Consider the following 16,253-nt stretch of genomic DNA (forward strand, 5'->3'; position numbering starts at 1 on the left):
GTCACAACGTATGTAATGAAAAATATTGAAAAAGCCCAGAAGGCGTAACATACATGCGATGAATAAAAAAAGCTGTCAAATTATTGACAGCTTTTTTTATTGTTTTTGTAACTAAAAATTCAGTTTTTTATGGGAAAACGCATGCGAATCAAGTAAAATAGAGAAAGAATAAGCAGAAATGAAGATGGATAGAGCACATTTAAATACAGTCTTGAATGAGGCAAAAGGGGTAGAGTAATAATGGGTAAAGTGAGTGTGAAACATCAAGAAAATCTCCGATTGGAAGCATCTCTTTTTCATTTACATAAGCAATTTCAAGCAGCTGGAGATGAACAGCAGGCAGCAAAAGCAATACAGCTGTTAAAAAAGTGGGTGAACGGCGAATTTGTTGTAGCATTTTGCGGACATTTTTCGGCTGGAAAATCGAGCATGATTAACGAATTAATGGGGCAAGCAATTTTGCCTGCAAGTCCTATTCCAACAAGCGCAAACTTAGTATCAGTAAAAGCAGGGGATGAGCATGCAACCGTTTATTATCGCAAACAGTCGCCGGTGCGTTATGAAGCACCTTATGAGTATGAGCAAATTAAGCAGTTTGCTGTGGATGGAGATGAAGTAGAGTCCATTCATTTATCGATAGATACAGATGCTATTCCTAAAAATGTTGTGGTGATGGACACACCAGGAATTGATTCAACAGATGATGCACATCGTGTATCGACCGAGTCAGCTCTTCACTTAGCGGACGTTATTTTCTACGTGATGGATTATAATCATGTGCAGGCAGAATTAAATCTTCAATTTGCAAAACAGCTGCAAGAAGCTAATAAAACGCTTTATTTAATTGTAAATCAAATTGATAAACACCAAGAAGATCAGCTAACATTTCAAGCATTTAAAGAATCTGTAGAAACGTCATTTTTAAAGTGGAATGTGAGACCAGAAGGAATCTTCTATACGTCGTTAAAAGAGCCAACCAACCGTCATAATGACCTTTCGTACGTAAAATCTCTATTACTTGCTATGATGACGGAAAAAGAAAACCGGCATCAGCATATTCAACATGCGATGCAAATGTTAATTGACGATCACCTTGCCTTTATTGAAGACCAAGAAGAAGAAAAGTTAACGATTCATGACGAGCTGCGCCATAAGCTGACGCTTGAGAATCATGAAATGAATAAGCATCAAAAAGAGCAGCTTCTCGAAAAAGAAGCGGAAATAAGGCGTGCTGAAAAGCAGCTAGCAGAAACGTACCAACAAGAAACAGGTAAGATACTAAGCAACGCCAATTTAACACCATATGAAATGAGAGAAAAAGCTAGGCTGTTTTTAGAAACGACAAAGCCTGATTTTAAAGTAGGTCTTTTATTTGCTAAGAAAAAGACCGAGGAAGTAAAAAAAGAGCGGCTGACGTTATTTTTTGATGATATGAAAGAACGAGCAGCTTCTCAGCTGCAGTGGCACTTGCAGCAATATGTGCAAGAGCTGGTGAAAAATCAAAATCTTACCGATCCGGATCTTATACGCCAGGTTCAGCAGTTTGAAATTCCGTTAGAGCCGCATGATTTAATTGAAACGGTAAAGGCAGGAGCTACGATTAATGGTGATTATGTTTTAACGTACGCAAAAGATGTAGCCGAGCATATTAAGAAAAAAGCGACGCGATTATTATACGAGCTTTATGCGCAAATTGAACAGAGCAAAATCGAGCAAGATGAAGTAAAGCGTAAAAAAATTTATCAACACTTGCAGGAATGTGAAGTATTTGAAGAAGCGTATACATCTCTTCAGGAAATGAAATCAAAATTGGCACGTACAAAAGCTTTGCTTCAATCTTTACAGCAAACTGATGACGACCTAACGGCAGAAGATACAAACGAGTTGTCATATATGTTACAAGAAGAATATGAAACGGGCATCATGAAAGCTGAAGAAAAGCAAGAAGCTGTGAGTGAGCAGCAGTTAGTTTCACAGCCTGAGGAAGCTGTGCATGAAACAGGAACGGAAAAGGTTCTTCAAGATGTATCAGCTGTTCTCGAACAGCTCCGTTCATTTGGAAAGTTAGACCGCTTTATTACCAGACTTCAAGAAAAGCGTAAAAAGCTATCAAATCAAACGTTTACTGTAGCTTTATTCGGAGCGTTCAGTGCCGGTAAGTCATCTTTTGCTAATGCGTTGATTGGAGAAAGATTACTTCCAGTATCTCCGAACCCAACAACAGCAACTATCAATAAAATTATGCCTCCAACAGAAAAACGGCCGCATAAAACAGCTGTTGTGCAAATGAAAACAAACGAGCAGATGATCCAAGATTTGAATGGTGCACTTAAGCTGTTTCACCATGAAGTAGAATCAATTGACGAAGCGTTAACAATTATTCCAACTCTGCAGGCAACAGAAGAGCTGCAGCTGCATTTGTCGTTTTTACAGGCAGTAGAAAAAGGCTACGGCGAAGTCAAGCAGCATATCGGTTCAGAAGTAGTGGTGGATACAGAAGGATTTCATGATTATGTAGCTAAAGAAGAAAAAGCGTGTTTTGTTCAATTTATTAACCTGTATTATGACTGTGAATTTACTCGCTTAGGCATTACACTCGTTGATACACCCGGAGCTGATTCAATCAATGCGAGACACACTGGAGTAGCGTTTGAGTATATCAAAAATGCAGATGCCATTTTATTTGTAACGTATTATAATCATGCGTTTTCAAAAGCTGACCGCGAATTTCTTATTCAGCTTGGCCGTGTAAAAGATGTATTTGCGCTTGATAAAATGTTTTTCTTAGTAAATGCAGCGGACCTAGCCAGCTCAGATACAGAGCTGCAGTTAGTTCAGACCTATGTAAAAGAACAGCTTGAACAGTATGGTATACGTTTTCCGCGCTTATACCCGGTATCAAGCTTGCAGGCTTTGCAAAACCATGAGGATAAAATGTTTCTGCCATTCAAAAATGCGTTTTACCGCTTCATAAATTATGAATTACCAGAGCTTGCTATCCAAAGTGTCTATGCAGATTTCGAACAAATTTTAGCAGTTTCCAATGAAATGAAACAGGTGCAAACAAAATCAGAAGTGGATAAAAAGCGATACATTCAATCTCTTCACATAAAAAATGAGCAGGTAGCAGCAAAACTGCATGAAATTCATTTTGAATATGAACAACAGCAGTTTGACCGAGAATTAGAAGAGCTCTTATTTTATGTAAAAAAACGTCTGTTTGTAAGGTACGATGACTTCTTTAAAGAAGCCTTCAGTCCGGCAAACTTAAGGGATGATCGAGGTGAAAAGCAAAAGCAGCTGCGCCTTTGTTTGCAGGAGTTGTTAACGTCTATTTCCTTCGACGCAACGCAAGAAGTGCGTGCGACCACTTTGCGAATCGAAAAATACATCGTAAAATTAATCGAAGACTGGCATCGAATGATCATTACAAAGCTACAGCGCTATGAACCGACGTTTACTCCAACGTTGAACTCGTTAGAGCCTCCAAATGGCAGTGAAGTTGTGACAAGTCATCAATTTGATGAGAATGAATCGTATCAAAAAGAGCTTTCACTGTATAAAAACAATAAAAGCTTTTTTGAAAAAAATGAGAAAGTAAAGCTTCACGCTGCTTTACTAGAACGTATTAAGCCGGATATTAATCACTACATTGCGAAAGAAGAAGCCGCTCTTCATTCACACTATACCAATTTAGTGAATCAGTACGTTTTAGCGCATAAACAGTCTGTATCTGAAGAATGGTATGATTATTACAAACAGCTGCAAGCGGCCGTGTCTGAAGAATTTCCAATTCAAGAATTGGTAAGTACAATGACGGTGCTAGAACATGTATTGGAGGAAAGAAAGGGTCATTAATTTTTATGTCTACACACATAAATAAACGTTTACAGGAAATTGAAAAAGAATATAATGTGGAAATTTTGTTTGCATGTGAATCAGGCAGCCGTGCTTACGGACTCGACACGTTAGCGAGTGATTTTGACGTCCGCTTTATATACAAGTATAAAGCATCACGCTATCTTCATCTCAATAGACCTCAAGAGGTCATTAATGTAGCAGAAGGCAATTATGATATGCAAGGGTGGGATTTGTACAAAACCATTTATTTGTTTACAAAATCAAACCCTTCGCTTTATGAGTGGCTATGGTCGCCTTTTGTTTATTATCAGAAGCCATCGTTTGCTGAGCCCCTGCGGCAAATGATGGCTCAATCATATTCCTTAAAAGCATTGGGGTATCATTATTTTAAAATTTTAACGATAAATAGTAAAAGAAATCTGACATCTTCTGTTACAATAGAGGATATAAAAGTGATGCTTCAACTGATTCGTGCATTTTTATCACTGAAAGTAGTAGTAAAGCAGCGCAGTTTCCCTGTCATTTTATTTGCCGATTTATGTAAGCAGGCAAATCTCGACGATAGGCAGCAATCCATCATTGAGCAATTTGTACAGTGCAAGATAAGCGGGAAAGTTGCTTTTAATGAAAAGATGAAAAACTTTTTGGACAGCATTAAGAAAGAAGCTGCAGCGATAGAAAAAAGCGTAAAAGAATTACCGGAAAAGCAAATCAGTTATGAGGACATTAACTTATTTTTACTAACTCAGCATAATATAATGGAGGAACGAACATGAGTGTACATAAAGAAATTTCAGCCCATTCTAAAAAACAACACGAATTAGTACGTGCTTTTGCAAGCTTAGAAGCTCGACGCGAGCAAGCTATTGAAGCAGCTGTGCTTCTTTGCAAAGAAGGGAAACCCTTTTCTGTAGACGGTATTAATGCTGTAACAGCAGAAATTAATGAGCTGTCTCAAAAATATACCATCATTCCAGGCCGTAAAGTAGTGACAGAAGAAATGGTTAAAGAGTACGTAGCAAGAATATAAACGTGCTAAGCTCTGGTGTTTTTACCTTAATTTGAACAGGATATGACATGCCGCTTGATCCATACTAATAGTGTACCAACGAGGTACAAATAGGAGGAGATAGCGATGGGTCGTCAAAAATTAGGTAATAAAAATGCGCAAGCGAATAACAATGCAAAGCATAATTATAACCAAGAGTTCTCTTCTGAGTTTAAAGCAAATCAGGCTCAAAAAGCAAAACGTGCAAAAAGTGCAAATGACACTTATGCTGGGGAGTTTGCTTCTGAGTTCAACGTGCAACAAAACCAAAACAATTCTGTTAACAAGAAGTTAGAAGCTAATAAAAGTGCAAATAATCAATATGGCCAAGAATTCGGCTCTTATGCTGAAGTTGAATCTGCCAAAATGAATAATGCTGCACAAAAAAAGCGTAAAAAATAACAGAACTGTTTCCAAAAGCGCCGAGATTAGTCTGCTGTGTCAGCAGATTAGCCCGGCGTTTTTTGTTGGGCAATATTTGCTTGGGTACGAGATGTCAATCCATCGCAAACTATAGATGAGGTGAAGCAATATGAATAAAGGAATTGTCATTGCTCTTTCATCAATCGGTTTAGCCCAAGCCTTAAAAATCCCCATTAAAAAGTATCAAACAGGAAAATGGGATATGCGGATGATTGCTGCGTCGGGTGGAATGCCAAGCTCTCATTCAGCCGGCGTATCTTCTTTAGCGACCTATGTAGCGTTAAAAAGAGGTGTTTCTACGATTGATTTTGCGTTAGCATCTGTTTTTGGAATTATTGTGATGTACGATGCACAAGGAATTCGAAGGCAGACTGGCGAAATTACTATTAAAGTGAATACGTTAGATGAAGAAATTGAAAAGCTTGCGGGTCTTCCAGACGGAGGCTTTCACGATTTGACGGAACAGCGCTTGAAAGAAATGCTTGGGCATCAGCCCGAAGAAGTGATTGGCGGAGCCATTTTAGGAGTAGCACTTGGAGCGATTGGCTATTTTTTAGAAGGGAAATCATAGTCAAATAGCCAAAAGTAAGCTAAGATAAAGAAGAACCTTTGCAAAAGGATGGGACGAAAAAGTGACAAAAACAGCTCAAACGGTTGAAGAGTATCTTCTTTATCTTGAAGAAAAAGGCTTTCATTTAGCAGAAGATGCACGTGGATTTATTTTATTTGGTCAGCAGTATACGCGTGCAGCTGACGAGATGGTCATATTTACAATTGAATGGACACTAAAAGTACAAAAAGAATTTGACGGCAGTTTTTTTGTATCGCTCCTCGAGAATTTGACATCAAATCGTATTAGCAATCAAAAACAAGCCATTCAATATTTAAAGTCATCAGGTATGATTTAAGCAGGATTACATTCCTGCTTCTTTTTGATTAATGGCTTGTCTGGCCAGCTGATCAGCACCTGCATTTTGAGAGCTAGGGATCCACTTTATAAAAAATAACTCAAATTGACTGGACAATTTGAGGGCTTCTTCCAGTAAAGGAGCAAACGCTTTATTTTTAACGTATTCTTGGTTCATTGCGCGGTCTACTAGCTGAGAGTCGGTTCGAAAAGATACGCTCGTATACTTTTTTTCTAAACAAATTTTTAATGCATGAAGAAGTGCATGGTACTCTGCTTCATGATTCGTCATTGTCCCAAGAGCAATAGCGTAACGATGATGTTCACCATTTCCTTTAATTAAAATACCAGCTCCAGAAGGACCAGGGTTGCCAGCAGTGGCTCCGTCTATATAAACTTCAATCATCATACAGCCTCCTTGTTAAAACAATATAAGCTTAAACCATGTTTTTTCATCAATAGTATTGTATCATAAGTACTTCAGCTATTTTATATTAGCACGTATAAACGCTAAAATCCGCTTATTAGGTAAGAAAACTGTCATGAAAAGACATAATAGAAGATAAAATACAAAAAAGCAGAAAAAGTGTTGAATTCAAAATTGCTGATGAAAGGAATGCTCGTTATGAATTTCCAAATTGAATGGCATTATAAATCCTCGAAACATAAACAGTTAATTTTCACCTCCGATTTCACAGATGCGAATGAGGCGCTAATGATTGTGGGTGATTTAGAAAAAACAGGTCGAACGAAGGAAATTTTTCTACTTGATGAGCAGCAGCAAAAATGGACTGTAAAAGAAGCGAAAAAGCTCTTACAGGAAGTACAGACAGAGCCCCACGATATTGTGGCATATTTTGACGGAGGCTATGAGCATGATACGCTCTTAGCGGGGCTTGGGGTTGTGATTTATTTTAAACAGAACAACAACTCTTACCGAATACGACGCAACTCAAGGCTGCAAGAGATTGAATCAAATAATGAGGCTGAGTATGCTGCTTTTTATTATTTAATACAAGAGCTTGAGGAACTTGGTGTTCATCATATACCGGTAACGTTTAGAGGTGACTCTCAGGTTGTATTAAATCAGCTGGCTGGGGAGTGGCCCTGTTTCGAAGAAGAGTTTAATCGGTACTTAGATCGAATAGAAGATAAAATGCAGGAGCTTGGTATCCGGCCGGTATATGAGCCTATTTCAAGGAAGGAAAATGAAGAGGCTGATCAGCTTGCTACTCAAGCTCTTCAAGGGATACCAATTGCTAGCAGGAAGCAAGTGTAACACACAGAACGAAATGGAGATGAACGAGAGTGGAACGTAAACAATTATTAGAAGAAGTAACGGAGTTATTGGATTACTACTGTAGTGATTGTTTTGTAAAAAAAACGTTTAATAAAGAAAAGGGCAAAACATACGCTCAGACGTTTTGTATTAAAGAGTGTACCGTAGGAGAAAAAATTAAGCAGTATGGAGATTTGCTGACTAGAAAGTAAGCGTGTATAATTTGCCGGCAGCAGCTTCATTCTATCCATATGGAGGTGTTCTTTCAATGGATAAGTTTTCAAATGAAGAAGTAACAACAGGATATAATGATTTAAAGCAAGTAGAAGTGTCTATTCAATCTGCTCAAAAGATGATTGGGACAGCTACGATGAGTATGAGTCCTCAGCAGCTTGAAGAGGCAACGAATGCGCTTAATGATGCAAAAACACAGCTTCAATCTGCCAAAGCTCATGGCACAGGAGTAGACGAGCAATTTCTTCAGCAGTGCATGCAGTCTATTCAAACATGTGAACAGCAGCTTACTGAGGCCAAACGCTAGGCATAATAAAAAAGAGACTCGGAAAGAGTCTCTTTTACTATAAAATAAAAAGATCTATTTATGATAGCTTAGTGACATTAGCGGCTTGCGGGCCTCTATTGCCTTCTACAATTTCAAAAGATACCTCTTGTCCTTCTTCCAAGGATTTATAACCTTCGCTTTGGATGGCAGAAAAATGTACAAATACGTCGCTGCCGCCTTCAACTTCAATAAAGCCATAGCCTTTTTCATTGTTGAACCATTTTACTTTACCATTTTGCATAACTTGAATCCCCCTAGTACTGTGCAGCCTCATGCTGCTGAAACTCGAATTATCATTTCCAATAGAGGTAAATGATTGTTTATATTATATAATAAGAAGAAATAAAATTTCAATACTAAAATTTAACTTTTCTGAAAATTAAATTTTATTTAACGTAGGCGTAGTACAATTATAACTAAAAAAATTTCTTATGAGATGAAAAATAACTGAAAATTTAGTTTATAATAAAAGTATAGTCAGCATAATTTTAAAGCGGTGATAAGGAGTGGATCGTGTATGTATCGTACACAAGTAAATGGAAAAGAAATCATTTTGTTATTTTCAACGCTCGAAGCAGCAAAGAGCCGCAGCAACCTAGAGAAAGAGCAAATTTATAAGCGCGTATTGCATTTAAATGAGCAGCTGCTAATGTTTCAAAATGGAACAAGCTTCACCATTGGCGATCCGTTAGGATTAATTGTAGCTCAAGTGAAAAAAAGTGATTTGACAACCATATATATCGAACATATCATTGATAAACAGTTTATGTATGATGGAGAGGGGCATCGAGGTGAAGTAGTGTAACAAGGTGACACCTATATATGAAGAAGCGTACGGAGATACTCGTACGCTTCTTCATATATAGGATTAAAAATATGTGATTTTACAAGTATTAACAGGGATGAATAACAAAGTTTAATAAATTAAAGAAGAACAGTGAAACCATGAATAGCAATCACCTTTTTAGCTAAAAAATATAGATACACATCATCTTATGTAATGAGATAGTTAAGCTTTAAAATCAATGAACACGAGAGGTTTTATAAAGCTTAAATTGAAAAACGTGTGATTGTGACGTTAATTAGAAGTAAGGTTTGGAGGACGCTATGGAAAGTAGAAAAAAATTGGATTTACTTGCTCTTGCTTCTGTGCCACTTATCATGACCCTCGGAAATTCAATGTTAATTCCGGTATTGCCGGTGATTGAAAAACGTCTACAGATAAGCTCGCTGCAGGTATCCATGATTATCACGGTCTATTCAATTTTCGCTATTTTTTTAATCCCGATTGCTGGTTATTTATCAGATCGATTTGGCCGCAAGAAAATTATTATTCCAAGTTTGCTGCTTGCTGCAGTAGGAGGGGCTTTAACAGGCTGGGCTTCATGGCAAATGGCCAATCCTTTCTGGGTTATTTTAATTGGCCGCGCGATTCAAGGAATAGGTTCAGCAGGAGCTATGCCTGTTGTGATGCCTTGTGTAGGAGATATGTTCAAAGACGAGCAAGAAATTACAAAAGGACTAGGTTTAATTGAAACAGCTAATACGTTTGGGAAAGTACTAAGCCCAATACTGGGAGCTTTTTTAGCGGCTATGATTTGGTTTCTTCCTTTTTGGTTCATTCCTATTCTTTGCCTTATTTCGATTCTTTTGGTTATGTTTTTAGTAAAAGTTCCGAAAAATGATAGTTCTTCTGAATCTGAACAAAAAAAGAAAAGTATTAAGCAGTTTTTGAAGGATTTGAAGAAAACGCTCAAAGAAAATATTGGATGGCTTATGGCTATTTTTATTTTAGGCGCCATTATTATGCTTGTATTATTCGGTGTTTTATTTTACCTATCGACCATACTAGAGGAGCGTTATCATATTGTGAATACGAAAAAAGGTTTAGTGATGGCTATTCCTTTGCTCGCTTTATCTATTTCTTCTTTTGTGGCGGGGAAAAAAGTTGGAAACAATAAAATCGTTATGAAGTGGTCTGCTTTTTTTGGCTTCTTATTGTTAACATGTTCTTTCATCATTTTATTTTTTAATACGTCTCTTTTTAGTATTTTACTCACTTTAGTGCTTGGTGGAATTGGAATTGGAGCAGCTCTTCCCAGTCTTGATGCGCTTATTACAGAAGGAATTGAAAAGGAAGAGAGAGGAACCATTACGTCTCTTTACAGTTCGATGCGCTTTGTAGGAGTAGCAGCTGGGCCTCCCCTTTATACATTGCTTATGAAGTGGTCGGACATGGCTGTGTTCCAAACGTCTCTAGGGGTTAGTGCGGTAGGTGCCATTTTAGTTTTAAAAGCGATTAAACCAAAGCCTGAAGGCGGCGTAAAACTGAAGAAAGCTGAAGTGTGATTTTATGGAGCTGTCTTATGATAAAAGACGGCTCTTTGCTATTTAAAGACCCGTCAATATGCTTAAATTTATATTGTGTCTAGAAAAAATCCTTGAAATTTCTTATACTTCAATTTATAGACAGCAGATGCAATAGTTCTTATTTTATTGAATAAGGTGGTTTTGAATTGAGTATAAATTATCAGAAATTAAAAAGCATGGTGGATCATTATCAAATATTTGATCTTGTAGCGTATATAACAGAAGAAGTACAAAGCCTTCAACCAAAGAGCCTTACGGTGATTGTGAAACAATGGTTAGCAAACTTACAAACGGAAGAAGAGCTGTACGAGCTTATCCGCTTTTGTGATGAAGCTTTATTAAATCGTTTAAGTCGAATGTTAACGACATATGGATATCGTCGATTTGGCTCGATTCGAATGGTGACTCTTTATTGTGATGATCTCCTGCGAGAAGGCAAGATACTCGACGCTGATGATAGACTTTCTTTATTAATTTCTCAGCTGGATACGGAATCAGTTAAAGAGGAACAGCTTGAGAAAATCTATTTTTTAAAGGTAAGAATTCTTTTAGAAATGAAACAAGTGGATGAAGCTTCTGAGTGGATGAAACAAGTAACGTCCCATAATCAAAAGGGTATGGCTGACAGATGGGGCTATTTTCATTTGCAGCTCAACGACAGAATGAAAGCTGAAGCCTGCTTAAAAGAAGGAACGACATATAAGAAGAATGGAGATTTTTGCTATGCAATGCTCGCAGACTTATATGCGTATGAAGGGAAGCATAAACAATCGCTTGAAAAAATTAACGAAGCTATTGCCCGCTACCCACAGCTTCCGTCTTTATATATGGATAAAGTGATGCGATTAAAAGATTTAAAAGAGTATTCTCTCTTGCTTGAAACAATTGAATTTATCGATTCAAAGTTACCCTATCACGATTATCAAGATTTTTTTACGCTGCTGCGCGCCGACATTTATTTTGAACAGCAGCAGCAATCTCAGCTTACGCATCTGCTATCGACCAAGCGATGCTTAAAAGATTCACCTTATCAAAAATTAATTGGAAAGAATACAGACGATAAATGCAGTACAATCAAGCTTCCTATTGTACCAATTGTTCAAAAAGATAATTATTGCGTGCCAGCTAGTATGAGTATGATGTTAAGGCTTTTACATACCGAAAAAACACAGGATGAGATTGGAACGCATATTTACGGAGGGTTAGGCTCCAAATTATCAACTGCGGTGAGCTACTTTGAATCTCTTGGCTTTGCAGCGATGTTTTTTACAGGCACAGTTGAACAGTTTAAAGAACTATTAGACAAAGGGCTGCCTATTTTGGTCAGTCTGGAATTTGAACAAGCTTCCCACGTTCAAGTTGTATTTGGCTATGATGATGAACTTGAACTTTTTCATGTACAAGATGCTAATTTTCTAAGTCCAACGTATGTAGAATATAAAAATTTTGATCAGCATTACGCTAATTCGGGTTTTTTATCAATTGTTGCTTCTAAAGCGGCAGCGGATCTCGCTTCACTTTCTAAAGAGCAAGATATGTTTATTCGTCAGCTGTATGACTTAATCGAACTAGTTGAAGCGGATGAAGAGGCACACATTAATGATCTCGTTTCTTTACTAAAAGCAAATGAGCATGTTCCATTTGGCGCTATTTACAGTATGAAGCATTTGTATAGAAAAGAGCATGAAGCCTATATTCGTACGTGTATTAACCATGTGTTAGAGAAATATAGCAATCATGATTATCTTAAGCTTCACGCTGCATATGCCTTTTTTAAACTTGACGACAGTAAGGGAGCATCTTCTTTGTTACACCACATAGATAACAAAAAGCATAGCTCTTTTTATCACTATCTTAAAGGAAGAATTGCGCTGGATGAAGAGAAATATGATGAGGCTGTTGAAGCACTGCGCAGCTCGCTGCAATTAGACGTAGAGCAGCATTTGAACTGGAGCTATTTAGCACTTGCATATATGTACAAAGGAAACCTCGAAAAGGCTTTTGAATGCTCGACTATTTCCTTAAATATGTATGGCGATGAATCTTATACACAAATCAATCACGGACTTATTTTAATGGAGAAAGAAAGATACGCAGAAGCCAGAAATCTTTTCGACGCGTTATTAAAAGAAAACCCAAAAGATGCGCACAGCTGGTTTGAAAGAGCCCGTTGTGATGAACATTTAAAAAAGTTTCGTAAAGCTTACCGGGGATTTCAAGTAGCTAAACAGCTTTTGCCGACTGTTCCTTATCCATATCTTTCGATAGCTGATTTGCTACAATATCAACTAGAAAAAACAGACGAAGCTGAAAGCTATCTCAAAGAAGGCATGAAGCATCTCCCAAGCGACATGACAATTCGAGGAAGACTAGGCGATTTATACGTCGCGAATCAAAGGTACGAAGAAGCTATTGCTCTGTATAAAGAAGGCTTAAAAATAGAAGAAGATGCCCTTATGTATTTGGGCTTATCTTATGCGTATCTAGAAACAGGTGAACATTTAACGGCCGTTGATACGCTCACGCTTATTGCGCAGAAGTTTTCATCGAACAGCGACGTCCTGTTGGATGCAGGCAGTATGCTTTTAGATGCTGCAAAACAACAGGAGCTAGACAACCAAACGATAGAGTTTGGATTTGCTCTTTATGAAGAAGGAATTCATTTTGCTCAAACAGCGTTAGATGAAGTGTTAGAAGCATATACGAGTTATTTAGAAGACACGGCTTTACTGACTCGTGGAATTAAGTTTTTAACCGCAGAATATCAAGAGCACCCTAATGAGATTTTGTACATGTGCTATTTAGGCATATTATACGAACAAGCCAAGCAGCTAACAAAAAGTGAGAAACTTTATCAACAAGCGCTTCGTATCAAGCAAGATGCTTTACCATATTATCGGTTAGGTGAAATATATCAATCAATGAATCGCACTGCTGAAGCAAAAGAGGCCTTTCAAAAATGCTTAACTCTTGATAAAACATTTGAAGCCGCTTGTATGAAGCTTGCTGAAATGGCTTGTGAAGAACAAAATCGGACGGCTGAAAGGAATTGGCTGCTTCAATGGATACAGCTGAATCCTATGGAAGTAAACGTTGAGCACGCAGCTTCACTTTGTGAAACAGAGAAAGAGTATGAAGAGCTGTTAGAGGTATTAAAAAGCGTAGAGGAAATCGTTTTGCCTCAGTGGCTTGCTGACAGCCAGGCTCATGTGTATCGCCTAAAAGGAGACATTTCACAGGCTGAAACGTATTTAGAGAAGGCGCTTGAACTAGATCCACAGAATCCTGCTATTCGCCACCATCAGGCAAAATGGCTCATCATGGAGCATAGATATGAAGAAGCTAGAAAAATTCTTACAGAGTTACTAAGTGAGGATCCGGAAGATTACGCTCTATTTCAAACGTTCATGTCGAGCTTTCCAAATGGAAAAAAACTGTCCGGGCTTACGGCAGATTTAAAAAAGATAAAAATGGAAAAACACAGAAAAAGCTTGTTATTTAAAAACGCAGCCGAGGCTTTAAATGAGTATGCCGATTCGATCGTAGAAGAGCAGCAAGGATCTATCTTCAAACGAAGCTTAGCAAAGTTCAAAGCAAAAGCAAAAACGGTTACGCTGCTTGGCTTAACGATTGAACTGTATGAACTGGCTATAAAAACGGATCCGAATAATAAAGAGGCTGTGCATGCATTTGCGGCTTTTTACGAAGAGAAAGGATTAATTGAAGATAGCATCACCGTGCTGAAAAAATCGCTGCATCAAAGCTGGGATTTTGATGTTGCCTATCATTTAGCCAATATACTCGTTAATATCCATGAAAATGAACAGGCTGCACATGAAGCGCTAAACTTAGTTCAAAAACTGCTTGAACAGCAGCCGTATCATATAGATTTGCAGATATACCGAGCATTTATTTTGAGTAGCCTTGAAGAGGTAGAAAAATCGGAGACAGCTTTTCAAGAATTACTTCAACAGGAGATTTATCAGCCTGACATATATGCAGGACTAGCAAAACTGTATAATAAAACAGAACGTTATCATGAAACTGTTCAACTTCTTCAAAAAGCGATTGAACAGCGTCAAGAGTATGAAGGGATGTATACTGATTTAGGTATCGCGTATCATTTAGAAGGTGAAACGGAAGCAGCAGCTTCGCTTATGATAACCAGAGTAGAAAGTGGAGACGAAGATCTTTTTATTCGCTATAACTTGGCATGCTATCTAGCTGTTCTTGGAAAAACTGCTTGTGCTCAGGAAGAGTTGGATTATGTTTTAGCACACGATGAAACGGGAGAATTTTATGAAATGGCTATGGAAGACGATGAACTAAAAGGATTAACGGTAAGAAGGTAAAAAAAAAGAAGCTGGGTTTCAGCTTCTTTTTTTTATCCCTCTTTTGCACCTTGTCTTTTCAAAGAAATGGATTCGAAAATTTCCAGTGCAAGAATGATAATGGTGCCAAGAACTAATCCGTTGCTTAAAAAAGTAGTAACTAAAGGTGGCAGTGTTGAAAAAGCTTGAGAAGGCAAAAACATAACCCCTATTCCCGACAGCAACGCAATACCGGCTTTTTTCATTGCTTTTTCGGGCTGTTTGGCATGCTTGAATTCTCCAATTCCAAGAGCCATCATACCTGTAAAAACAGGAAAGATTGCCGCGTATCCGACGGCAGGAGGAAGAGCGGACATAATGGATGTTAAAGGAGTAAAGATACTCAGAAAAAGCAAAAGACACGATGCTACAATAAAAGGAACTCGGCTATAAAGATTTGTAGCTGAAATAAATCCACCGGAACCGGAAATAGGCACGGCACCGACACCTGAAAACAATCCTCCAAGCAGCTGACTTATACCCGAAACCATCCCCGAACGCTTAATATTGTCTTTTTCAATTTTTTCTCCTTTGTGTTTATAAACAGACTCAACAACACGAATAGAAGCTAGCATGTTTGTAATTAAAATGAGCGTCACAAAAAAAGCAGTGACAACCATATTCCATTCAACGCGAGGAGCTCCAAATACAAACACTTTAGGTATGTAAAATAAATGCGCCTGAAACTCGATAGGTTTAGCTAACCCTAGCATTGCAAATACTCCCCAGCCTACACCAATACTAATAATAATGCTGAGCTTATTTAACGTCCGGTGCGATAATAAATAAAAAGTCAGCAGCAAAATCGCAGCTGAAGCCAGCGCAATAGGAAGTTTAATAGCTGAATTCGTTTCTGTAATACCAAACATTCCTTTTAAAAAGGAACCGCTGAGCTGCGTCACTAATAAAATTAAATATGTACCGGTAACTGTCGGGGTAAAGTATTTTGCTAGTTTATCAATGAGACCAAGCAGGCTCATCAAAATAGCAATTATCCCGCTTATAAGGAGGGTGAACTGCAGCACGCGGAGCGTTTCAGAGTGAGAACCAAATAGAACGGTTCCAAGACTCGCATACAGAGAAAAGACGCCCCACCAAACACCAGCTGGCCCTTCCATGATGGGATATTTATGCCCTATAAATACCTGCAAGAGCCCGGATAAAGCTAAAATAAATAACGTTCGCTGTAAAAATTGAATAGAATCCGCTGCGTTTAAATGAAACTGAGAAGCAATTACAATAGGAACAATCATACTATTAGAAATCATAAATAAAAACCATTGTAGTGAAGCAATGGAAACTCGAAACATTCTTAACACCTCAATTAATGCCGACGAGCGGCTGAATGAACCAACAGGCTGCTCTATTATTTTACCATGGGATTTCCAATTTGTAAGCGATATCTTGTTAAAAGGAAGATGAGTAAAGTGTCA

At 37.9% G+C, this 16,253-nt stretch carries 15 protein-coding genes; 12 read left to right on the forward strand and 3 right to left on the reverse strand.

Translation table 11 applies throughout. The annotated features are described in order from the left end of the window. Nucleotides 1–240: 240 nt before the first annotated feature. The 6 genes from AC0C45_RS10780 to AC0C45_RS10805 all read left to right on the forward strand — a co-directional run bounded on the left by AC0C45_RS10780 (nt 241) and on the right by AC0C45_RS10805 (nt 6,240). Nucleotides 241–3,858: a dynamin family protein gene (locus AC0C45_RS10780; protein ID WP_034653360.1), complete on the forward strand. Its 3,618-nt coding sequence runs from the start codon at nt 241–243 to the stop codon at nt 3,856–3,858. A 5-nt stretch (nt 3,859–3,863) separates the two neighbouring features. After that, nucleotides 3,864–4,637, forward strand: a complete 774-nt coding sequence (locus tag AC0C45_RS10785; protein ID WP_034653357.1) for a nucleotidyltransferase domain-containing protein — start codon at nt 3,864–3,866, stop codon at nt 4,635–4,637. Beyond that, nucleotides 4,634–4,891 carry a DUF2533 family protein gene (locus AC0C45_RS10790; RefSeq protein WP_013082381.1) on the forward strand — a complete coding sequence of 86 codons (258 nt, stop codon included), beginning with the start codon at nt 4,634–4,636 and terminating at the stop codon, nt 4,889–4,891. The genes AC0C45_RS10785 and AC0C45_RS10790 overlap by 4 nt, the downstream gene beginning before the upstream one ends. Before the next feature lie 105 nt (nt 4,892–4,996). Further along, nucleotides 4,997–5,311 (forward strand): hypothetical protein, encoded by a 315-nt coding sequence (locus tag AC0C45_RS10795; protein ID WP_013056168.1) that lies wholly within the window; start codon nt 4,997–4,999, stop codon nt 5,309–5,311. A gap of 130 nt (nt 5,312–5,441) precedes the next feature. Next, the gene (locus tag AC0C45_RS10800) at nt 5,442–5,903 is read left to right on the forward strand and encodes a divergent PAP2 family protein (protein ID WP_013056169.1); all 462 of its coding nucleotides are present in this window, start codon (nt 5,442–5,444) and stop codon (nt 5,901–5,903) included. A gap of 61 nt (nt 5,904–5,964) precedes the next feature. After that, nucleotides 5,965–6,240 carry a DUF6123 family protein gene (locus AC0C45_RS10805; protein WP_047930918.1) on the forward strand — a complete coding sequence of 92 codons (276 nt, stop codon included), beginning with the start codon at nt 5,965–5,967 and terminating at the stop codon, nt 6,238–6,240. Nucleotides 6,241–6,246: 6 nt separating this feature from the next. On the opposite strand, the gene AC0C45_RS10810 is transcribed toward AC0C45_RS10805, so the two are convergent. Further along, on the reverse strand, nt 6,247–6,645 hold the full coding sequence (locus AC0C45_RS10810) for a reverse transcriptase-like protein (protein ID WP_016763502.1): 399 nt from the start codon (nt 6,643–6,645) through the stop codon (nt 6,247–6,249). A 219-nt stretch (nt 6,646–6,864) separates the two neighbouring features. On the opposite strand from AC0C45_RS10810, the gene AC0C45_RS10815 reads away from it, so the two are divergent. From AC0C45_RS10815 to AC0C45_RS10825, 3 genes are read left to right on the forward strand one after another with little or no spacing between them, the layout of a single operon-like run. Continuing rightward, the gene (locus AC0C45_RS10815; protein WP_016763503.1) at nt 6,865–7,518 is read left to right on the forward strand and encodes a ribonuclease H family protein; all 654 of its coding nucleotides are present in this window, start codon (nt 6,865–6,867) and stop codon (nt 7,516–7,518) included. A gap of 29 nt (nt 7,519–7,547) precedes the next feature. Next, on the forward strand, nt 7,548–7,730 hold the full coding sequence (locus AC0C45_RS10820; protein ID WP_280168976.1) for a zinc-finger domain-containing protein: 183 nt from the start codon (nt 7,548–7,550) through the stop codon (nt 7,728–7,730). 56 nt (nt 7,731–7,786) lie between these two features. Further along, complete coding sequence (locus AC0C45_RS10825) at nt 7,787–8,059, forward strand: DUF2564 family protein (RefSeq protein ID WP_016763504.1); 273 nt, start codon at nt 7,787–7,789, stop codon at nt 8,057–8,059. A gap of 58 nt (nt 8,060–8,117) precedes the next feature. Here AC0C45_RS10825 and cspD read toward each other — a convergent pair whose 3' ends face one another. Beyond that, nucleotides 8,118–8,321: a cold-shock protein CspD gene (gene cspD, locus AC0C45_RS10830; protein WP_013056175.1), complete on the reverse strand. Its 204-nt coding sequence runs from the start codon at nt 8,319–8,321 to the stop codon at nt 8,118–8,120. 276 nt (nt 8,322–8,597) lie between these two features. Between cspD and AC0C45_RS10835 the strand changes: the two genes are divergently transcribed. The 3 genes from AC0C45_RS10835 to AC0C45_RS10845 all read left to right on the forward strand — a co-directional run bounded on the left by AC0C45_RS10835 (nt 8,598) and on the right by AC0C45_RS10845 (nt 14,802). Beyond that, complete coding sequence (locus tag AC0C45_RS10835; protein ID WP_013082386.1) at nt 8,598–8,885, forward strand: hypothetical protein; 288 nt, start codon at nt 8,598–8,600, stop codon at nt 8,883–8,885. Between the two features lie 302 nt (nt 8,886–9,187). Beyond that, nucleotides 9,188–10,429, forward strand: coding sequence for an MFS transporter (locus AC0C45_RS10840; RefSeq protein ID WP_047930917.1), 1,242 nt, complete (start codon nt 9,188–9,190; stop codon nt 10,427–10,429). A 167-nt stretch (nt 10,430–10,596) separates the two neighbouring features. Further along, the gene (locus AC0C45_RS10845; RefSeq protein WP_472928139.1) at nt 10,597–14,802 is read left to right on the forward strand and encodes a tetratricopeptide repeat protein; all 4,206 of its coding nucleotides are present in this window, start codon (nt 10,597–10,599) and stop codon (nt 14,800–14,802) included. Between the two features lie 32 nt (nt 14,803–14,834). Here AC0C45_RS10845 and AC0C45_RS10850 read toward each other — a convergent pair whose 3' ends face one another. Further along, nucleotides 14,835–16,130 carry a purine/pyrimidine permease gene (locus tag AC0C45_RS10850; RefSeq protein ID WP_047930915.1) on the reverse strand — a complete coding sequence of 432 codons (1,296 nt, stop codon included), beginning with the start codon at nt 16,128–16,130 and terminating at the stop codon, nt 14,835–14,837. Nucleotides 16,131–16,253: the final 123 nt, after the last annotated feature.

This window comes from Priestia sp. VA7, from assembly GCF_055710015.1.

What these genes read in the sequence shown, in the direction of transcription:
- AC0C45_RS10840 (WP_047930917.1), top strand. Translation starts at nt 9,188, where the DNA reads ATGGAAAGTAGAAAAAAATTGGATTTACTTGCTCTTGCTTCTGTGCCA.
- AC0C45_RS10850 (WP_047930915.1), bottom strand. Translation starts at nt 16,130, where the DNA reads ATGTTTCGAGTTTCCATTGCTTCACTACAATGGTTTTTATTTATGATT.
- AC0C45_RS10825 (WP_016763504.1), top strand. Translation starts at nt 7,787, where the DNA reads ATGGATAAGTTTTCAAATGAAGAAGTAACAACAGGATATAATGATTTA.
- AC0C45_RS10835 (WP_013082386.1), top strand. Translation starts at nt 8,598, where the DNA reads ATGTATCGTACACAAGTAAATGGAAAAGAAATCATTTTGTTATTTTCA.
- AC0C45_RS10815 (WP_016763503.1), top strand. Translation starts at nt 6,865, where the DNA reads ATGAATTTCCAAATTGAATGGCATTATAAATCCTCGAAACATAAACAG.
- AC0C45_RS10800 (WP_013056169.1), top strand. Translation starts at nt 5,442, where the DNA reads ATGAATAAAGGAATTGTCATTGCTCTTTCATCAATCGGTTTAGCCCAA.
- AC0C45_RS10785 (WP_034653357.1), top strand. Translation starts at nt 3,864, where the DNA reads ATGTCTACACACATAAATAAACGTTTACAGGAAATTGAAAAAGAATAT.
- cspD (WP_013056175.1), bottom strand. Translation starts at nt 8,321, where the DNA reads ATGCAAAATGGTAAAGTAAAATGGTTCAACAATGAAAAAGGCTATGGC.
- AC0C45_RS10780 (WP_034653360.1), top strand. Translation starts at nt 241, where the DNA reads ATGGGTAAAGTGAGTGTGAAACATCAAGAAAATCTCCGATTGGAAGCA.
- AC0C45_RS10795 (WP_013056168.1), top strand. Translation starts at nt 4,997, where the DNA reads ATGGGTCGTCAAAAATTAGGTAATAAAAATGCGCAAGCGAATAACAAT.
- AC0C45_RS10810 (WP_016763502.1), bottom strand. Translation starts at nt 6,645, where the DNA reads ATGATTGAAGTTTATATAGACGGAGCCACTGCTGGCAACCCTGGTCCT.
- AC0C45_RS10790 (WP_013082381.1), top strand. Translation starts at nt 4,634, where the DNA reads ATGAGTGTACATAAAGAAATTTCAGCCCATTCTAAAAAACAACACGAA.